Source organism: Companilactobacillus kimchii DSM 13961 = JCM 10707, from assembly GCF_001435445.1.
Lineage (GTDB): Bacteria > Bacillota > Bacilli > Lactobacillales > Lactobacillaceae > Companilactobacillus > Companilactobacillus kimchii.
In genome coordinates this window covers 105,458-125,026 of sequence record NZ_AZDH01000017.1, presented here as the reverse complement: position 1 = coordinate 125,026, position 19,569 = coordinate 105,458, and the positions used below count along the sequence as shown (strand labels likewise).

At 33.9% G+C, this 19,569-nt stretch carries 16 protein-coding genes; 1 reads left to right on the top strand and 15 read right to left on the bottom strand.

Annotated elements, in window-relative coordinates:
- Positions 1–79: 79 nt before the first annotated feature.
- The 15 genes from rsgA to FC97_RS07530 all read right to left on the bottom strand — a co-directional run bounded on the left by rsgA (position 80) and on the right by FC97_RS07530 (position 18,508).
- Positions 80–1,147, bottom strand: coding sequence for a ribosome small subunit-dependent GTPase A (rsgA, locus tag FC97_RS07600; protein WP_056968024.1), 1,068 nt, complete (start codon positions 1,145–1,147; stop codon positions 80–82).
- Positions 1,148–1,493: 346 nt separating this feature from the next.
- Positions 1,494–2,741 carry a peptidase T gene (gene pepT / locus FC97_RS07595; protein ID WP_054642155.1) on the bottom strand — a complete coding sequence of 416 codons (1,248 nt, stop codon included), beginning with the start codon at positions 2,739–2,741 and terminating at the stop codon, positions 1,494–1,496.
- Between the two features lie 13 nt (positions 2,742–2,754).
- Positions 2,755–3,552 carry a Nif3-like dinuclear metal center hexameric protein gene (locus tag FC97_RS07590; protein ID WP_054642154.1) on the bottom strand — a complete coding sequence of 266 codons (798 nt, stop codon included), beginning with the start codon at positions 3,550–3,552 and terminating at the stop codon, positions 2,755–2,757.
- A complete protein-coding gene (locus FC97_RS07585) occupies positions 3,552–4,241 on the bottom strand; it encodes a tRNA (adenine(22)-N(1))-methyltransferase (RefSeq protein ID WP_056968021.1) in 690 nt (229 codons plus the stop codon). Before FC97_RS07585 ends, FC97_RS07590 begins: the two co-directional genes overlap by 1 nt.
- 8 nt (positions 4,242–4,249) lie before the next feature.
- Complete coding sequence (locus FC97_RS07580) at positions 4,250–5,446, bottom strand: SAM-dependent methyltransferase (protein WP_054642153.1); 1,197 nt, start codon at positions 5,444–5,446, stop codon at positions 4,250–4,252.
- Positions 5,447–5,601: 155 nt separating this feature from the next.
- Positions 5,602–6,717 (bottom strand): RNA polymerase sigma factor RpoD, encoded by a 1,116-nt coding sequence (gene rpoD / locus FC97_RS07575; protein ID WP_054642152.1) that lies wholly within the window; start codon positions 6,715–6,717, stop codon positions 5,602–5,604.
- Between the two features lie 22 nt (positions 6,718–6,739).
- Positions 6,740–8,560: a DNA primase gene (dnaG, locus tag FC97_RS07570; RefSeq protein ID WP_056968019.1), complete on the bottom strand. Its 1,821-nt coding sequence runs from the start codon at positions 8,558–8,560 to the stop codon at positions 6,740–6,742.
- Between the two features lie 220 nt (positions 8,561–8,780).
- Complete coding sequence (locus FC97_RS07565) at positions 8,781–9,641, bottom strand: GRP family sugar transporter (RefSeq protein WP_054642151.1); 861 nt, start codon at positions 9,639–9,641, stop codon at positions 8,781–8,783.
- A gap of 59 nt (positions 9,642–9,700) precedes the next feature.
- The gene (locus FC97_RS07560) at positions 9,701–12,271 is read right to left on the bottom strand and encodes a glycoside hydrolase family 38 N-terminal domain-containing protein (RefSeq protein ID WP_054642150.1); all 2,571 of its coding nucleotides are present in this window, start codon (positions 12,269–12,271) and stop codon (positions 9,701–9,703) included.
- Positions 12,271–13,392, bottom strand: coding sequence for a PTS fructose transporter subunit IIC (locus tag FC97_RS07555; RefSeq protein ID WP_054642149.1), 1,122 nt, complete (start codon positions 13,390–13,392; stop codon positions 12,271–12,273). Before FC97_RS07555 ends, FC97_RS07560 begins: the two co-directional genes overlap by 1 nt.
- 30 nt (positions 13,393–13,422) lie before the next feature.
- Positions 13,423–13,740, bottom strand: coding sequence for a PTS fructose transporter subunit IIB (locus tag FC97_RS07550; RefSeq protein ID WP_054642148.1), 318 nt, complete (start codon positions 13,738–13,740; stop codon positions 13,423–13,425).
- The gene (locus tag FC97_RS07545; RefSeq protein ID WP_054642147.1) at positions 13,740–14,204 is read right to left on the bottom strand and encodes a PTS sugar transporter subunit IIA; all 465 of its coding nucleotides are present in this window, start codon (positions 14,202–14,204) and stop codon (positions 13,740–13,742) included. Before FC97_RS07545 ends, FC97_RS07550 begins: the two co-directional genes overlap by 1 nt.
- Positions 14,205–14,207: 3 nt before the next feature.
- The gene (locus FC97_RS07540) at positions 14,208–16,124 is read right to left on the bottom strand and encodes a BglG family transcription antiterminator (protein ID WP_056968016.1); all 1,917 of its coding nucleotides are present in this window, start codon (positions 16,122–16,124) and stop codon (positions 14,208–14,210) included.
- Between the two features lie 287 nt (positions 16,125–16,411).
- Positions 16,412–17,230, bottom strand: coding sequence for a tyrosine-protein phosphatase (locus tag FC97_RS07535; RefSeq protein WP_056968014.1), 819 nt, complete (start codon positions 17,228–17,230; stop codon positions 16,412–16,414).
- 3 nt (positions 17,231–17,233) lie between these two features.
- A complete protein-coding gene (locus FC97_RS07530; protein ID WP_082397468.1) occupies positions 17,234–18,508 on the bottom strand; it encodes a PTS sugar transporter subunit IIC in 1,275 nt (424 codons plus the stop codon).
- Between the two features lie 245 nt (positions 18,509–18,753).
- Between FC97_RS07530 and FC97_RS07525 the strand changes: the two genes are divergently transcribed.
- Positions 18,754–19,527: a MurR/RpiR family transcriptional regulator gene (locus FC97_RS07525; protein ID WP_056968012.1), complete on the top strand. Its 774-nt coding sequence runs from the start codon at positions 18,754–18,756 to the stop codon at positions 19,525–19,527.
- Positions 19,528–19,569 lie beyond the last annotated feature (42 nt).

Genomic DNA, 19,569 nt, shown 5'->3' with positions numbered 1-19,569 from the left:
ATTTTATTTTACAATATGATTATCATTATTGTTTACAAAAAAATAGAACATCAAAATTGATGTCCTATTTTTCGAAATTTTAACGACGTTTAATTTGTTGCATATGTTTTCGTGATTTTTTCATGGCTTTTTTACTGCCAAATGCTTGATTAATCTTTTCATTTTCTAGTTGACGCGAATTCATTTTGCTATAAGACATTTCACGTTGCAATTTAAGGTAACTCTTTAATCTGTCAGCATCCAAACGTCCGTCTTTAACTGCTTCTTTTACCGCACAACCAGGCTCATTTTGATGACTACAATCACGAAAACGACACTCTTTCGCTAACTCTGTGATATCCTCAAAAGTCTTAGAGAGGTTACCGACAAATAATTGTAATTCTCTCATACCCGGAGTATCAATAACAATACCTCCATTTGGTAATAGTAATAATTGTCGTGATGTAGTTGTATGTCGCCCCTTATCGTCACCTTCCCTGACCTGTTTAGTCTTCAATTCAGAATCTTCTAAAAACCAATTGATCAAAGACGATTTACCAACTCCTGACGAACCGATGAAAGCAACAGTTTTTTGAGGTTTAATATACGTTGCTATTTCATCCAACCCTACTTTCGTTTCGACTGAACAGGCAACTGTATCAACACCCATACAAACATCTTCTAATTCCTGCAATTTAGCAGTAACATCAGCACATAAATCTGACTTAGTCAACACCACCACTGGAATAGCGCCACTATCCCAAGCCATCGTTAAATAACGTTCAACTCTACGTGGATTAAAATTAGTATTTAACGACATACAAATAAAAATTGTATCAATATTACTAGCAATAATCTGACCACTACTATCATTACCTGAAGCCTCACGGGCTAAAATACTTTTGCGTGGCCAAAGTTTTCGAATAATTCCTGTTGAGTTAGCTTCTACTGAAACTAATACCCAATCGCCAACAGCAGGATATTCGGTTGTATTAACAATTTGATGATTCATTTTGCCTGAAATCTTAGCCGGCACAAAACCTTGATTGGTTACGACTTGATATAAGTCTCGATGCTGGCTAGTTACACGTGCCCAAATTAATTTTCCAAGATTATTCTCTGATGATTTGATTTCATCTGTAAAACCATATTTTTCAATAATATTCAATTTTTTATTCCCTTCACAAGTGACGGTACTCTAAAACTTGCGAAAAAAAGGGTGCAGCTTACCCACTGCACCACAAAGAGAGAAAAAGTATCTTTCGTCCATTCGCAAGGCACTAGGGTACACAAAATAAGATAGGTTTAAAACCTATTTTTTCTATGTTCTAATGAAATCCTATTAAATGAACAGCATACGCGGTTCCTCCGTTATTTTATTACCGTTAAGATAGCATTATTGATCATTTTAGTCAATTCAAATTATTCCAAGGTTACATAACAAAAATATTATGAAGCATTTGTCTAAAAAAGCTCTAGCAAAGGATTATCCCTCAGCTAGAGCTATATTGGATTTATTTTTTATTTTCGCTGTTTAACTTGATGATTTCAAGAACGACATCAACTGCTTTTTCCATTGACTCTTCAGCCACATATTCAAAACGTCCATGCATATTCTCGCCACCAGCAAACAAATTAGGTGTTGGTAAACCTTTAAAGGAAATGGTTGAACCATCGGTACCACCACGAACAGGTGCTTCATCAGGTTCAATATCTAGATTCTTCATTGCCTTTTCAGCAATCTTAACAACATCCATATGGTCCTTGATAACATCGATCATATTGTAATATTGATCACCCATGTCGATCTTAACAGTTCCTTCACCATACTTATTGTTCAATTGCTTAACAATTTCAGTAACCTTATTCTTACGTGCTTTCAAACCATCACGTTCGAAATCACGAATGATATAAGACATATCAGTATGATCAACAGTTCCGTTTTCCTCTAGTAAATGGAAGAAACCTTGGCGTCCATCAGTTTGTTCTGGTACTTCATCAGCAGGTAAGGCATTTTCAAACTCACGGGCAACGGTCAATGAATTGATCATAATACCCTTAGCTTCTGAAGGATGAACATCTTTACCAGTAATATGTACTTTCAAACCTGCAGCACTGAAAGTTTCATACTCCAATTGACCAACGGGACCACCATCAACCGTATAAGCGAAATCAGCACCAAAGTCAGGAACATCAAAATTCTTAGCACCAGTTCCGATTTCCTCATCAGGTCCCAAGCCAATCTTGATCTTACCATGTTTGATTTCCGGATGAGCAATCAAATATTCCATAGTTGTGATAATTTCAGCAACACCTGATTTGTCATCAGATCCTAGAAGTGTATCACCACTTGTTGTAATTAATGTTTGTCCGGCATACTTTGTCAATGAAGGAAATACTTTTGGATCTAGTGTGTATTCACCAGCATCATCAAGTTTAATAACACTCTTGCCATCGTAATTTTCAACGATTTTAGGTTTAATATCTTCTGAATTAAAGTCAGCGGTATCAATGTGAGAAATCAATCCCAAGACTGGAACATCATAATCAAGATTAGATGGTAGTTCGGCGGTTAAATATGAATCAACCTTACGAATTTTTACATCTTTCAGACCAATTTCTTCCAATTCTGTGGCCAATTTCTTCAAGAAAACAGTTTGTCTTTCAGTTGAAGGAATTGTTGTCGAATTTTCATCTGAACGAGTATTTTGTTTAACGTATCCTAAGAAACGAGGAATTAATTTTTCATATTTTATTGCCATTACTACACTCTCCCTATAAGAAATTATATGGTTCTGTATCTACCTCTGATTGTACTATATCTAGGTCCCATTTATTAGATTTTTTCCAATCTTCTAACAAACTTGCCATTTCTTTAATAAAGATTGCTTCAATATGATGACCTGGATCAATTACATTAAGCCCATTAGCCATCATATCGTGTGCAGTATGATAATAAACATCCCCAGTAATGAAGGTGTCAGCACCAGCTTTAATAACTTCCGGATAAAACTTTCCGGCATCGCCACCAATTATGGCAATTTTTTTAACTTTTTGACCTAGATCTGATTTAACATAACGAAGATTAGGAACATGATAAGCATCACGAACCATTTTGGCAAAATCGACTAATTCCATCGGTTCCTTCAGTTCTCCCATACGACCCAAAGAATAATCATCGTCTTCATTTAAGTAACTAACGTTATTCAGACCCAATTCTTCCATTAACCAATCATTCATTCCACCATGAGCCTTATCAAGGTTAGTATGAACGGCGTGTACAGCAATATTGTGTGATAACAAATCACGGTACATTTGATTTTGTGGTGAAGTTAGATCTAAATTACGAGCTGGATGAAACATGATTGGATGATGAGCTAAGATGAAATCAACATTTTTGTCGATAGCTTCTTTAACCACTTGTGGACGAACATCTAGTGTCGTCATAAGACGATGAACAGTTTGTTTACGATTGCCGATTTGGAAACCAGTTGGATCACCATCTTCTTTAATTGACAATGGAGCAAATTCTTCAATTCGATTAATAATATCTTGAACTTGAATTTCTACCATTATAATATCTCCTCAATATATTTAATATCTTGGTTCATTAAATCAATTTTAGCTTGATCAATCTTTTTTGCATGGGACATATTCTCAACAGCTTTATGATAACTATTAAGTTTATGTTGCCATTTAGCAATAAAGGTTGGCGTCTTCTTGGTCATTAGTACTGGACCCATTAAAATTTGGGCTGAATTTAGTGGCTTAGCTTGTGCAACTTTGTTAGCTTTAATAACTTCATAAACGTGATGTTCTTCTTCAATGATATCTTCATCGACAATCTCAAAATTATTTTCGACTAACCAATGACGTACCAGCGGTTCACCAATATTAGGTTGTAAAATTAGCGTCTTAACATTGGATAATTGATCTGCAGTTGCTCGTGTGAGAATATTTTGAATCAAAATACCACCCATACCGGCAATTACGACCGTATCAATTTGATCTTCAGGTTTAATAACAGCTAGGCCATCACCTAAACGAACATCAATTTGTTTGCTTAATCCAAACTTATCAACGTCTTCTTTAGAACGTGACATGGGACCAGGTGCAACTTCACCAGCAATCGCAAATTGACAAATTTTTTCTTCCATCAATTCTACTGGTAAATAAGCATGATCTGATCCAATATCAGCCACTCTTGTATCTTTATCAACCATTTGGTAAACGGCTTGTAATCTCTTTGAAAGTAAAGTCACTTTAACCTCTATTCCGCAGTCTTTTTATCTAAGTCTGTCATGTATTCACGTGTCATTGGCATTGCTGTACCACTAGGTCCATTTGTCAAAAGAAATTGAATAACGTCAATATTGCCACTTTCAAAGGAAGCAGCACATGCTTGTAGATACAAGTCCCACATACGAACGAATCTTTCACCATACATTTTATCAACTTGATCTACAACTTTATTAAAGTTACGATCCCAGATTTCAACGGTCTTTTGATAATGACGACGAAGTGGTTCTAAGTCATCAATTTGAAGACCTGCATCCAAAATATGACCAACATTTTCCTTAACATCAGGAATGTAGCCACCTGGGAAGATGTACTTAACTAACCAAGCATCGACACCGACACCGTAATGTTGACCAGTAATACCATGAATTAGAGCATTACCATTTGGTTTCAAAACACTCTTAACTGTTTCAAAGTAACCAGGTAGATTATCCTTACCAACATGTTCGAACATACCAACTGAAACAACATGATCGAATTTTTCATTAACTTCACGGTAGTCTTCAAGCATAACTTCCATTTGGTCACCCAAATTCTCATCTTGAATCTTTTGATTTACATAATTGTATTGCTCTTGACTTAATGTAACACCTTTTGCCTTCAAACCATACTCTTTAGCAGCAGTGAACATCATTGTTCCCCAACCACAACCGATATCAAGAATTGTTTCACCAGGCTTAGTATTTAACTTATTCAAAATATGACGTACTTTATTCATTTGAGCTTGTTCCAAAGTATCCTCTGGAGTTCTGAAATAAGCACATGAATAAGTCATAGTCTTATCAAGCCATAATTTGTAGAAGTCATTACCAATATCATAATGTTCTTGAATTTCTTTTTTGTTACCTTCCTCTGAGTGATTAAACTTAGGAATGTATTTTTTCAATTTTAAACTGGACATAAAACTATCAGATTGAGTATAAGCAGAAGTAATCAGTTTCTGGATTGAACCTTCAATTTCAATTTTCTTGTCCATATATGCTTCGCCCAAAGTTAGGGTAGCATGTTTTACAACTTCAGAAATAGGAACTTTGTCATTAAACTTAATAGTTACATCAGACTTTCCTTCTGGTCCATAAAGTTTTTCCTTACCATCCCAAAAAACAACCTTGATAGGAATTGTAAATGAACGTGAAAATATTTCATCATAAATCTTTTTATCTAACATAACCATCCTCCAAAAAAATATATATACTAATTGTAAATCAAGTTGTGAAAAAATATAAACCAAAAGTCCCTATTTTCAACAACATATTTATGAAAATGTCTCTTTTATCCATGAAAAAGAGGACCACCTTTTGGCAATCCTCTAGTTTTATTCAATTATTCAAGGAAATCCTTCAATTGTTTTGATCTAGAAGGATGACGTAATTTTCTCAAAGCTTTGGCTTCAATTTGACGAATTCTCTCACGAGTAACACCAAATACTTTACCAACTTCTTCAAGAGTTCTTGTACGACCATCGTCCAAGCCAAAACGTAAACGTAAAACGTTCTCTTCACGATCTGTCAAAGTATCTAGAACATTCTCTAGTTGTTCCTTCAACAATTCGTAAGAAGCATGATCTTCGGGACTTGTGGCATCAGAATCTTCAATAAAGTCACCTAGATGTGAGTCATCCTCTTCACCAATAGGTGTTTCCAAGGAAACTGGTTCTTGAGCAATCTTCAAAATATCACGGACCTTACCAGTAGGCATATCCATTTCGGCACCAATTTCTTCAGGAAGTGGTTCACGACCTAAGTCTTGAAGCAATTGACGTTGAATTCTGATCAACTTATTAATAGTTTCGACCATATGAACTGGGATACGAATAGTTCTGGCTTGATCGGCAATAGCACGCGTAATAGCCTGTCTGATCCACCATGTTGCATAAGTGGAGAACTTGAATCCTAATCTGTAATCAAATTTTTCAACAGCCTTCATTAGACCCATGTTACCTTCTTGAATCAAATCCAAGAATTGCATTCCACGACCAACATATCTCTTAGCAATGGAAACAACCAAACGAAGGTTAGCTTCAGCCAAAGCTTGTTTAGCTTCTTCATCACCTTGTTCAATCTTCAAAGCAAGATCAACTTCTTGTTGAGCATTAAGCAAAGGAACACGACCAATTTCCTTCAAATACATACGTACAGGATCATTAACCTTAATATCTGTCGGAGCAGTGGTAGTCTCTTTCTTGCTCTTCTTTTCTTCGCTTTTTTCTTTAAGAAGTGCAAGTTTACTTGGGTTACCCTTGTCATCAACAACACCGATACCAACATCTTCCAATTCACTGATGAAGTTATTTAAAGCTTCACCCTTCAACTTGTAAGGCTTGATAATCTTTTCTTGTAAGTCATCTTCAGTAATCTTACCTGTTTTCTTAAGATCCTTGATGAGCTTCTTTGTAGCAGTTTTTAATTCTTTTGATACTGTTGTTTTCTTTGTTGCCATATATTATATTCCTCCAGTATGCTTAATTGCTAAGAATTCTTCTAACCTCAATCAATTGCTTAGTTAAATCTAACTGCAATTTATTGTCACCGACCATCGCCGCCTTTTTAAGCTGTTCATTAATTTCCTTAATCTGCTCTTCCAAACTGGAATTCTTGATATTGCTAATATAATCCTCAATTTCTTGATCATTATATTCTTCCGGCATATTCATCATTTCCAAATCGGCTAACAAATTCTTATCGTCATTATCCAAGACATTCATGAAATCAGAAATATTGATTTCTTCTTCCACATCATCTGAATCGACATAAGATAATAAACTATCAAAAATACGTTGATAACTCTGATGGATAAACTTGAATCCATCACCTTTAAGATTAATACGAACTTCAGGATAATTAATTGCCCAATATAATAGGTAACGTTCCGATTTCTCTAAACGATCATACTTGGGCTTAACACTTGAAGTTACTTTCTCTAAAGCTCTCTGTTGAACATCTTTATAATTGTTGGCTGGTTCCTTAATTGCTTGTTGTCGACGCAAGGCATCCAATTCCTTATTGATTGCCTCTTTGGAAACACCCATTTCGTCAGCAACCCGACCAACATACATATCGATTTCAACCGGTGATTGCAACTTAACTATCTCATGCAAAGATTGGTTTAAAAACTCTAACTGATCATGTTCATTATTCAGATTATAGTTACGTTTAAAGTAATTCAGAATAAAAGAAATCGGTGTCTGCACACCATTATTAGTCAAATTCTGAAACTTCTCGTTACCCTCACTTCGGATAAACTCATCAGGATCCTTCTTATCAGGAATACTGATAACACCGTAGGTGAAACGATCATCATTCATCTGGGTCAAAGCTCGATAAGTAGCCTCGACTCCTGGATCATCACCATCGTAACAAACATTAATTTGATTAGTTAAACGACTTAAAGTATATAACTGATCATCTGTCAAACTAGTACCCATTGAAGCCACACCATTGGTGACACCAGCTTTATAGGCACTAATGACATCCATGAATCCTTCAAATAAAATTACATTACTTTTTTCACGGATCTCTTTTTTGGCATTGTTCAAATTGAACAACGTTTTCCCCTTATTAAAGATCGGCGTCTCTGGACTATTCAGATACTTAGCTGTCGAGGCAGTTTTATCTAAAATACGACCAGAAAAGGCAATGATATTTCCAGATTCATCAGTAATAGGAATCATTACTCGATCGCGGAACCGATCAAATAATTGTCCCTCCTGATTCTCAGCAAACAATCCTGACTTTCTCAAGATATCTTCACTGACATCCCGTCCCTTAAAGAATTGCAATAAGAGATCGTTATTATTTGGAGCATAACCGATATTAAAAGTTTGGATTAAATCTTCACCCAAATCACGATTATTCAAATACTTCAAAGCTTGTGTACCATTTTCCGTTTTTAGTAAAATGTGGCTATACAATTTGGCTGCATCAGCGTACATCTTAAGCAAAACGTGACTATCAGAATTCTGATATGGCGTACTTGCTTGGTACTGATCAGGCACAGAAATGTTTCCCATTTGAGCAACTTCAATTATAGCTTCTGGGAAAGTCTTATTCTCAATTTCCATAATGAACTTAAAAACATTTCCACCACGACCACAACTGAAACAATGAAAAATTTGCTTGTCCTCCGCTACAGAGAATGAAGGAGTTCTTTCTTCATGAAACGGGCAAAGTCCAAACAAATTCTTACCGGATTTTTTCAGCTGCACGTACTTACTAATCACATCAACAATATTAGTCTTTGAAGTAACCTCATCGATGAATTCCTGAGGAATTCGTGTTGCCATAGCATACACCTCCTCACAGAATATTTATAAGACAGGCACACAATCTAACACATCTATTTCAAGAAAACAAACATGTTGAACTGCTCACTAACGACCTAGAAATAAAAAAGTGCTCCCACAAAAAAGTGCAAACTGGGACCACTAGTCGCTTGTCAACTATTTATTATACACGGTTTAGTATAAATGTCACGTAATATAATCCTAAGATTCAAAATACATTTTATTCTTTTGTTGCTCCTATCATTATTGCTCCAACCACTATTAAGACCAACCCTATCAATGTGAAAAACAATTCCCTTTTAGACTTTTTTTCATGTAATATCAATAGTCCGCCTAATGTAGCTACAATGACATTTAACTGAGATAAAGTATATCCAACGGCAACGCCATTCACCTCATTACTAAAAAGAATTGCTATATTGGCAATGGCAAAAAATATTCCCGTTACCATATTCTGCCAAGTTTTTACGTCTAATATTTTACGATTTTTTTGGACTCCAGCAATAATAAACATAGTAATCAACATTGCTATCGATTGAGGTAACAATATATCCCAACTATTCAAATCAAAGATTCTAGGAATAACTGCATAACCAATCAATCCAAGTGAAGATATGGTTAAAACAATTAGTCCTGATTTCAAATTTATATTTTTTTCTTTCTTCTCATTAGAATATGTAGTCAGATAAATACCTACAATAATGAAAGCCAATGCTCCAATGCCTAAAATGAATTGCCATCCAGATTGCCATTCATGAAAATACAAAGCACCCATTAAAGTAGTACCAAGTAGCTGTTCGCCTGTACTTACTGGCATTGCCATTGAAACGCCCACTAAATCAAATGCTTTAACCTGTAATAATTGTCCAACAATCCAAAATAAACCGCAAAGAAAAGATCCAATAATCAAATTACTATTTACAGTTGTCGGATGCTTGAAGAAAAAAATTATCACTGCAAAAACAAAAGTGGTCATAGCCATTCCCATAACTTTATTAGTAAATTTTCCACCGATCTTTTGCATGACAATAGATTGAAATCCCCATCCTAGTGCCGGAATTAATGCTAACAAATATCCCATAAACTTCTCCTTTAAAAAAGCCATCATAATCTAGCAAAGATTACGATGGCTTAAATTATTTAAAATTTCATCTTAATAGAGATAACACTCATTGGTGCAATAACGATATCCCCATCAACTTTATGTTCAATGGCATTAACAATTTCATAATTTTCCCCGAAATATTTTGAATCTAGTTTTTGAAAATCATGACTTACATTCTCCAATCGAAGGATAAATCCATCTTGAGCGAAATAAGATGGATAAATCGAACTGACCAGATAATCATTTGGCAAATTTAACAATTCTAGATTCTTTAGATTTTTTTTCTTAACTATTGGAAATTGAATTTTATTATCAAGCCTATTATGAAATAAATTAAGCGTTTGTTCTTGATAATTAGGGACAGACAGATTATCACTATTTGTCATCTGCTGTATCTTAATTTCATCAAATTGGTCTAACACCAAACTAAAGTGTTCAGTAATTGATCCTAATAATTCCGCATCAGGTGTTTGTATCATTATATGTCCTTGCTTTGTCGTATCACCAGAAGCTCTACCAGGACGATAAGCTAAATCCGGTTTACCTAACTCATTAGTAGTTGCCATAATGGTCAGCCAAATAATATCTTTATCTTGTTGATACTCTGAAATGTCCTTGGAAATCACTGAGACACCTTTGTTACCATCTTTTAATGTGACATTACTATCGAATGGATAAATATTAACTGGTACTTCTGTCCAATCATTATTTTTCTGTTCAATAGCAGATCTTTCAATAAACCCAAATGGTACTGAAGCAATATTTGTTGACGATATCATGCCTGTTCTTATTCCAACTCGAACACGATGATCTAAAACTTTATTATCAAATGTAAATTTAAAACGAATACGATCATCGTCAGATAATAATGTGATATGTAGCTTGTAACTTACCGTCTCAAATTGGTTCTGATATTGTTTTTGTACTTGTGACTTAGGTAATTTTTTTACCCCTGATAAAATCATTTCAGAGAAATTATGATGTGTTTTGGTCGTACACTGATCAAATTTCAGCATAAACCTTTGACCATTTCTCAATGGTGAAAAATCATAAGTATCTCCATCATTGGCTACATCTTCAACTAAGATAGCATTCTTCCAAAAATGTTTCTTATTACTGATTTCTATTTGACCGTCCTCGTATTTAATAGAAATTTGTCCATTCCTTATGCTATTAACATTTGATATTTGAACACTATTTTCATTGTTATGTTCAACTAATTTGAACACTTTAAATCCTAGTGCAGGTAATTCTATTTTAACTAGAATATCTGAAATATAATATCCATTTTCTTTAATATAATGATCACCCGTCTCATCTTGTATCAAAATATTTTCACGTGGTTCTATAAATCTTTGAGAAATAATTTCGCTTAAATATCCCTCTAACTTAGGATCATTCGATATCGTTAACAGTTCTAGTTTTTTATAACCTTTAAACACATGTGTGGAAGGATTGAAAACCAGTACTTCGTCTTTATTTAAATCAATCTCTTTAGCAATCAAATTCTCAACGATATTAATGATATCATCGCTAATTTGCATGCCTTCTTTTAGACGATGCATAATATCTTGTTCAACGGAATCCGTCACGCTACCAGCCATACTATCATGTGCCTGACTTTCCAATAATTTCTTCCATGAACGAATTAATAGATTCTGACTGATATCCAATCCCATTGATCTAGCAATTACCAGCATAGGCTCAACTTTCTCAATCAATTCAGATTCAAGTTTTCTTGCAGCCAACTTAATGTTCATACGGCTCGAACTACTAGTACGATGAACTCTAGCCAAAACAGGATCAATGAACTCACCTACATAATTAGGTAAGTCATTTCGTTTAGAAATTTTTTCGGCAAAAGCCTGATAATCTGATATTTCATATTGATATTTTCCTAAGTCATTAATACGTTCAACTTTTTTTTGATAATCTTTAATTATATCTAATTGGTCATTACCTGATGGAATTAGGATATTATCTCCTTGTTCAATTTCACTGATAAACTCAACAGCATTATCCAATCTTTTATCAACATAATCATGATTATCATTCAAGAGCATTCCTGTACTATACCCTTGAGGCATATTAATTGCCGTGACGTGATTCTCTTTTCCTAAAGATTGCCAATTAAAATAATAGCCACCAATTCTCTTAGCATTTATTCCTCTCCAAAAAATGAAACTAGATAGACCTAATTGATTTAAAATAACTGGCATCTGTGAATTAAACCCGAAAGTATCCGGTAAATAACCAACTGATAAATATTTACCATATTTTTGTGAATCTAATATTCCAATCATTCCATTACGAAGTAAAGATTCACCTTTAATGTGCAATGCATCGGGTTGCGTAAACCAAGGTCCTATAATCAATTGATTATTTGCCACTAACTTTTTAATGCGATCCATCATTTCCGGACGAATCTCTAAATAATCATTTAAAATTGAAATTTGTCCATCTAAAGTAAAACTTGCACCTGGATGTTTTTCCAATTCAACAATAGCATCAGTAAACAACTTATCACTTAAAAAGATTGAATCTTCGGCGGAGAAATACCATTCTCTATCCCAGTGTGTATGGTTTACAATACTTACCTTTTTCATTAGCTCTCCCACTCTTCTTCAGAAAAGTCATTATCTTGATCTTCATCAATCTCAGTGGCAGAATTATCCTCTTCTACCACAGCATTCTTTCTAACAAGTAATGTTGCACCAGTAACAAAAGCTGATCCAACAAAGATTCCTAGAACATAAATTGGCCAATTATCAACGGCAAACCATCCATAAAAGCCACTAATAGGTGCTTTGTTGACTGCTCCTAATCCAACAGCTATGGCACTTCCTAAAGCTGAACCAACGACATTAATAGGAATAACCTTCAATGGTGATTCGATGGCAAAAGGAATGGCACCTTCACTAACACCAATCAATCCCATAATAAAGGATGCCTTTCCTGCTTCATTTAACTCTGGACTAAATTTTTTATTGTTAATAATGGTTGCCAATCCTAAACCAATAGGAGGAATAATAATTGCTACTTGAGCAGCCGTATTAGGATCATAGACACCACTAGTTAATAAAGCCATAGCGGTTGTAACAGCGGCTTTATTAACAGGGCCACCTAAGTCAAATCCAACCATACCACCAACAATAGCGGCAAGAAGAACCTTATTAACTCCGGTCATTGATTTTAACCAACTTGCTAAACCAGAATTCAAAGCAGCAAATGGTCCACCTACAACATACTGAATTAAAATCAAAGTAATTAAAGAACCCAAAACTGGTACTAGAAAAACTGGAACAACGGATTTCATAGCTTCTGGTAAATGAATATGGTCAAACATAAATTTAGCAGTATAACCTGCAATTAAACCAGAGGCTAGAGCCCCCAAGAATCCAGCATTCATATTGGCGACTAAAACACCAGCTATCATACCGGGTGCAATACCACCTTTATCGGCAATTGAATAAGAAATGAAACCAGAGATAATTGGAAACATTAATCCTAAGGCTAATCCACCCCATCCATCGTCTGTGTGTAAAAATTGAATAATTGCATTGGAATTTGTTGCCCATTTTTCATCCCAAATATTGGAAATACCGAAAGCTGAAGCACCAATTCTAGAAATAGCCATCAGAACAGCACCAGCAATAACAACAGGAATCATATAGGAAATCCCGGTCATAATATGTTTCTCTAATTCTTTCCAAAATGATTTACTCATTTTTAATACCCCCTTAAATTAACAATTCTATTATTTGTCAGCCAATGCTAAGGCATCCTTGATAACCTTTTTAGCATCCTTAATTGGATCACTGACATTGATATCTAAAATCTTTTTCCCAGCAAATCTTTCAGAATCACGTACCTTTGTATCCGTAGCAAAAATAACGGCCTCACCAATTTGAACATCTTTTTCATTTAAACGGTTACCAATTCCTGTGGCTCCTTGTGTCTCGACTTTAATAAGGACATCCATTTCTTTAGCAGCCTTACGAAGTGCCTTTTCTGCCATATATGTGTGAGCAATTCCTGTAGCACAGGCCGTAACAGCAATCAATTTTCTTTTCATTATTTTACAATCTCCTTATTTTGAAAAATATTAATTATGTCTTCTTTAGTTTTCGCAGTATCAAGAGCTTCTATGACATCGTCATCCATTAAGCGTTGTGCCAACATAGAAAGCACTCGTAAATGTTCTTTGGATTCCGATCCACCTGGTATCGATAGCATAAAAATAGTTGAAACATCTTTGCCATCTAATGCATCCCAATCTACTGGGTGATTCAACTTTGCAAAAGCAATTGACGATGTTTTAACAACATCTGACTTACCATGTGGAATAGCAATTCCTCCGCCAACTCCTGTCGTCCCAGTCTTTTCTCTTTCCATTACTGATTCAACATATTGATCAATGTCTGTAATAACGCCATCTTCCAAAAACATTTTGGCCATTTCTTTTATCACCGCATGTTTTGAGGCGGCTTCAATATTAAAGTTCATTTGATTTTTATTTAATAAATCTAAAATTTTCATTCTCTATTTCCCCTTCAACAAGTTAGATATACTCTTGCTACTACCACTTAAAATAATTTTTTTAATTAATTTTTCATTACTTAAAACATCCCAAAATCGATCATAAATTTCATCCAATTTAGCCTGGGGTACGTCCCCCTTAAAAGCAATAAAGAAAACAACACTAACTAACTGTTCACCCCATACTACTGGTTTTTCCAATTTCAATACCCCAATCTGTGATTCATTAACATATTTAGGATTAGCATGTGGCGTCGAAATATTTTTAAAGGATGTGAACGATAAATGCTCTCTCTTTATAGCACTTTCAATTGAACCTTTTTGTAAAACATTGTTCTTTTCTAATAGGTTACCAAGCATTCTAATTGCTTTTTCCCAAGAATCGACTTTCGAAATTAGTATGTTTCTTTCTGATATAAGACTATTAAACAAAAGGTTATCGTCCGTTAATTCACTCTTGTCATTGATTGCCATCCGAATTTTATTTTTCAATTCTTCAGTTGAAACTACTGGACTTACATAAATTGTTGGTATAACACCCTCATCTAATTCAATTGTGCTGATAATCAAATCAATATTCTTAGCGTCAAATTTCAAATATTCATTATAAGAAAGAATTTCTTTTACTTTTACATTGGAAAATTCACGTTTAATGCGAGCTGCCAATAATTGCGAAGTACCTAATCCCGTGCTGCAAACAATTACCGCTTGAATTATATTATTACTAGCACGTCTTCTTTCTAAGAAAGCCTCAAAGTGCAGTGCTAAATATGCTGTTTCATCATCATTAATCTTTGTATGATACTTTTGTTCATATAATTTCTTTAAATTGACGGCTGCTTCAAATGCATAACTATATTTTTGAATAATTGAATCTTTATAAGGATTTGTTATTGACACTCCTAATTTCCAACGGTTCAATGACGAATTTATATGTAGCAATAATCCTTCATATAATTGCTTGTCATACCCAAAGTCTTTCAAGTAACCGTGTAGTAAAGTGTTTTTACCCAAATCGGTTGCTATTTTATTGGTTCTTTTTTTACCAGCAGCTATTAAATGGAGTTGAATATAATATATTTCTTGCTTGGGAAACTTAACGTTTAATTTTTTCTCTAAATCTTTTGCAAGAACCTTAGATTCCACTAAATAGGTTTCTGAATGTCCCCAATGATCACTATTAATAAACTTTCCTAGTTTGATTCTTTCAATTGCTATTAATAAATGAACTAACAACGATTGATACTCATAGTCGTTTAAAATCATATTCTGTTTATTTGTAAAATTGCTTAATACCTTATCAACCTCAGTAATCATTTCTTTAGATATAGATAGCTTATTATCATTAATAATTCTCAAACTATGTTCATTGATAGTAGTCGTTGCATTAAATAATTGGCGAGAAATAACTTGTGTTAGAATTTTTCTACGTTGATTTTCGTTTAATTCTACCCTTATTCCTTTACCAGACTTCCTTTGAAGATTGATCCCTATTGATTTTAAGCGTAATTCAATATCATCAATATCTTCTAAAATAACTTGACGATTGACGTAATATTTATCCGATAAATCTTGAATAGTAATAAATTCGTCAGAATTAAGTAATTTACTAAAAACTAATTCTCTTCTTGTTTCTTTGTCTAAATATTGACTGTCCTTTTTTAAATCTATGCCAGTTAAAATTTTTAAAAGATTCCTATCACTACCCTTAATATAAATTCCAATTCTAGGTTTCTTAACTAGTTGAGCTTTGTATTGATCAATATAGTCACCGATAACTAGTAAGTCCTTATAAATGGTTTTGGTAGAAACATTTACTTTGCTAGACAACTCTTTAGCACTTAGAGGTAGATAGTCAGGTTCTCTTTTATTTTCAACTAGTATTAAAATCAATTGAATCTGTCTTTTATTTAGGTCCATATCTTTGCCTCCAATGACAATATAGCATTTATGTAATCGGTTCCATATACGTATTTCTTCCACATTAATGTGGAGCATATAGTATTAACCTTTTATTAGCTCGTATATTTGCTAAAATTTATATTCTTTCAGTATCACATGTTGCTTGTTTAAATGGCTATATATAAGAGCATGCCAAATGCATAGCAAAAAAGAGGCCATTTGATTTTGACATAAAATCAAATGGCCTCTTTTTTTAATTAAAAACAAACGCATTTAAAAACGACCTCCATTACTAATGAGTATTTTTAACGTAAATAAATGGATCTAAGATAACTAATTTTATCCTTGTCGAATCCCAATTCATTTTGAATATACTGAATCGGTGAAACTGATATTTTCTTCATTTCGTTAATACCGGCCTCAATAACTTCCTTTCGTGTCGACATAGCATTGGACAAATATTTTAATACGACAGGATCTTTAGTATATTTTCTGTACTCATTCATCCTACGTTTATTTCTATCTGCATTATATTTTGCCGTTAACATATAATCGCTAATCACATCATCTTCTGAAACACCTAAAGCAAGTAAAACCAAAGCTGAACCATAACCTGTTCTATCTTTCCCTCCACGACAATGCTGTAAAATGACATCATTATTCTCTTTTATATGTATTTCTAAAACTTGTCTATAAAGTTTTTGTGTTTCAGAATCTCTGACAAATCCGACCATGCTTTTCTTTAAACCATCTCCGGTTAAGTCCAATTTATTCTGCTTTTTCTTTTCAATTAATTTATCAATTTTTTTCTTATCTGATTTCAAATCTGCACTTGCTAAAGCTGCCGTCTCATCATCTGGAGAAAGGTCATAATATTTTACACCCTTGATTATTTTATCTGGTCGGTTCTTTCTTTCATTAAAGTTTCGGAAATCAATTACAGTAGTTAATCCATGGTCTTCAAACCACTTAATGTCAGAAATAGTGAGTTTATATAAATCGTCAGACCTAAAAAGACGATTTTTTTTGACATATTTTCCAGATTCCGTTTGATAACCACCTAAATCTCTAGTATTGAAAGTTCCCTGCAATGATATAAAATGCGTATTATTTTGTTCAATCATGTCCTACTCCTTTTCAGCTTGAGCAGCTTCTTGTTCTAAGCTTTGTCTATCAAGAATTTTAATAAACGGATAATAAAGAGCCATTGCAATCAATAATTGTAAAACTTGTAAGATGGCCGTACGCCAATCTCCCACAACTAACCCGGAGATTACTGGAATATTCCAAGGGAAGGTAATACCTGTCATACGTGGAATTAAATTTAATGATGTAGCTACGTATGCAAGTCCAACAGATATTACTGGTGACAATGTCATAGGAATAAACAGTATTGGATTAAGAACCATCGGGATACCAAACTTCATAGGTTCACTGATACCAAAGAATGCTGGAACAATGGCAACCTTACCAACCGATTTCATATGATGACTATGACACAAGAATAATAATAGAATTGCTAATGCAAAATGACGAGGTCCTTTCATAACGTCAATAAAGGTTTTAGTTAAAATATTAGGTAGTGCTTGTCCTGCTGTATAAGCTGCTAAATTCTGTAATTCAAGTGGTTGGTATAGAGTATAAATAATTGCTGAAGTAGCCATACTCCCGTGAATACCAAAGAACCATAAGAACTCTGAAAAGAATAGAATGAATAACAAGGCCCAAATTGAACCGCCTAAATGTTCCAGCGGAGTTTGTACGATTGTATAAATCAAATTATGAATATCTCCAAAAGAAGTGGCACGAAGCATTCCATTAATAACAAGTATAATTCCTGCAATTATCCATGCCGGTACTAGAGCTGTAAACGAATTGGATACTGCTGGAGGAACGCTATCTGGCATTTTAATTGTGATATGCTTTCTTTCCAGTAAACAATAAAACCAAGTTACACTAAGCGAAACAATCATTGCAACGAACATACCTTTAGAACCTAAGTATGAAAGATCTAAACCTACAATATCGTTTCCCTTAATCTTAATATTACTGATCGGTGTCAATAAGAAGAAACTCATGACAGATAATAGGATTGAATTAATCTTAGAACCGTTCAACTTTTTGGAAAACTCATAGGCTAAAGAAACCAACACATAAATTGATATGAGGTTTGTAGTCATCTGAACGCCCATTGAAAAGATTGAACCTAACCCAATTTTATTAACATAATCTTGATATCCAGGAAAACCTAGATTACCTAAAATTGCACAAACTGAGCCAACCATCGTAACTGGTAAAAGTCTAATCATCCCATTCGAAATAGCTGACAATAACTTATTAGAAGCAAATTTACCCATAGAACTTTGTACTTTATTAGTAAAAGACTCCATTTTCTTGCCCATATATTATATCCTCCCTAAAAGACATAATGAATTATTTCTTGATTACAAATTCAGAATATCACTACTCATTAGTGATGTAATCGATTACAATAGTTAGTAATGATTGTTCCGAATATATGATAATTTTCCAATTTGGAAAATATTTTATACATTTTTTACTGCATTAAACCAGGTACTTTGATTCATTTATTCGTACTTAACAAAATATATTCCATCTTGGAAAATAGATAAAAGGGATACTCTATATGGCTGTAAACAATTTTGATCAAAGAATAGTTAATTTAACCCACCCACTAACAGAGAACGAGAAGAATGTCATTGAATATATTCACCAGCATCAATCTGAAATAAATGGTCTTACGATTTCTGAATTGGCAAAGAAAATACACTATTCAAGTTCATTCATTTCTAAACTCGTCAAAAAGATTGGTTACACTGATTTTGCTGAGCTCAGATATGATTTAAAATCCAGTATCGAAGAAAAGGCTGATTCCCCTCAATATAGAGTTATAAATCAGCAAAAAATTGATATTTCTAAAACAAATAGTATGTTGATTCAAACAAGTTTTGATTCCATCAATCATTTATTAAAAAATTCTACAGCTATTTATGTCTACGGAACTGGACATAGTCAAGCTAACTATATGCGTGAATTATCAAGAAACTTAATGCTACTTGTTAACGTTCCCGTTATATTTCTTTCAGGACGAAGTGAATTCGAGTCCGTACAGCCTGTTATAAAATCCACCGACTGTATTTGGATAGCCTCTATTAGTGGTGAATCAAGAAATGTAATTGAAGGAACTAAACTATTATGTCTAAATCAGGTTCCTATCATTAGCATGACGCCTTTCTCTGACAACACTCTCGCCTCTTTAGCCACGTATAACTTATTTTATTACTCCACACCAATTCCAAATCCTATAAGAAATCGTGATGTAGTTTCTTATCTTTCATTAGGATATTGTATCGACTACGTAATTAGAGAATATATAGATTTTTTACAGAAACTAAAATAAAGCCACAATGTTCTTAATGAACACTGCGGCTTTATTTAGTTA

Excerpts from the sequence above, each read along its gene's own strand:
- FC97_RS07580 (WP_054642153.1), bottom strand. The coding sequence starts at position 5,446 with ATGTTAGATAAAAAGATTTATGATGAAATATTTTCACGTTCATTTACA.
- dnaG (WP_056968019.1), bottom strand. The coding sequence starts at position 8,560 with ATGGCAACACGAATTCCTCAGGAATTCATCGATGAGGTTACTTCAAAG.
- pepT (WP_054642155.1), bottom strand. The coding sequence starts at position 2,741 with ATGGCAATAAAATATGAAAAATTAATTCCTCGTTTCTTAGGATACGTT.
- FC97_RS07540 (WP_056968016.1), bottom strand. The coding sequence starts at position 16,124 with ATGGACCTAAATAAAAGACAGATTCAATTGATTTTAATACTAGTTGAA.
- FC97_RS07545 (WP_054642147.1), bottom strand. The coding sequence starts at position 14,204 with ATGAAAATTTTAGATTTATTAAATAAAAATCAAATGAACTTTAATATT.
- FC97_RS07550 (WP_054642148.1), bottom strand. The coding sequence starts at position 13,740 with ATGAAAAGAAAATTGATTGCTGTTACGGCCTGTGCTACAGGAATTGCT.
- FC97_RS07565 (WP_054642151.1), bottom strand. The coding sequence starts at position 9,641 with ATGGGATATTTGTTAGCATTAATTCCGGCACTAGGATGGGGATTTCAA.
- FC97_RS07590 (WP_054642154.1), bottom strand. The coding sequence starts at position 3,552 with ATGGTAGAAATTCAAGTTCAAGATATTATTAATCGAATTGAAGAATTT.
- FC97_RS07535 (WP_056968014.1), bottom strand. The coding sequence starts at position 17,230 with ATGATTGAACAAAATAATACGCATTTTATATCATTGCAGGGAACTTTC.
- FC97_RS07555 (WP_054642149.1), bottom strand. The coding sequence starts at position 13,392 with ATGAGTAAATCATTTTGGAAAGAATTAGAGAAACATATTATGACCGGG.
- FC97_RS07560 (WP_054642150.1), bottom strand. The coding sequence starts at position 12,271 with ATGAAAAAGGTAAGTATTGTAAACCATACACACTGGGATAGAGAATGG.
- FC97_RS07530 (WP_082397468.1), bottom strand. The coding sequence starts at position 18,508 with ATGGGCAAGAAAATGGAGTCTTTTACTAATAAAGTACAAAGTTCTATG.
- FC97_RS07525 (WP_056968012.1), top strand. The coding sequence starts at position 18,754 with ATGGCTGTAAACAATTTTGATCAAAGAATAGTTAATTTAACCCACCCA.
- rpoD (WP_054642152.1), bottom strand. The coding sequence starts at position 6,717 with ATGGCAACAAAGAAAACAACAGTATCAAAAGAATTAAAAACTGCTACA.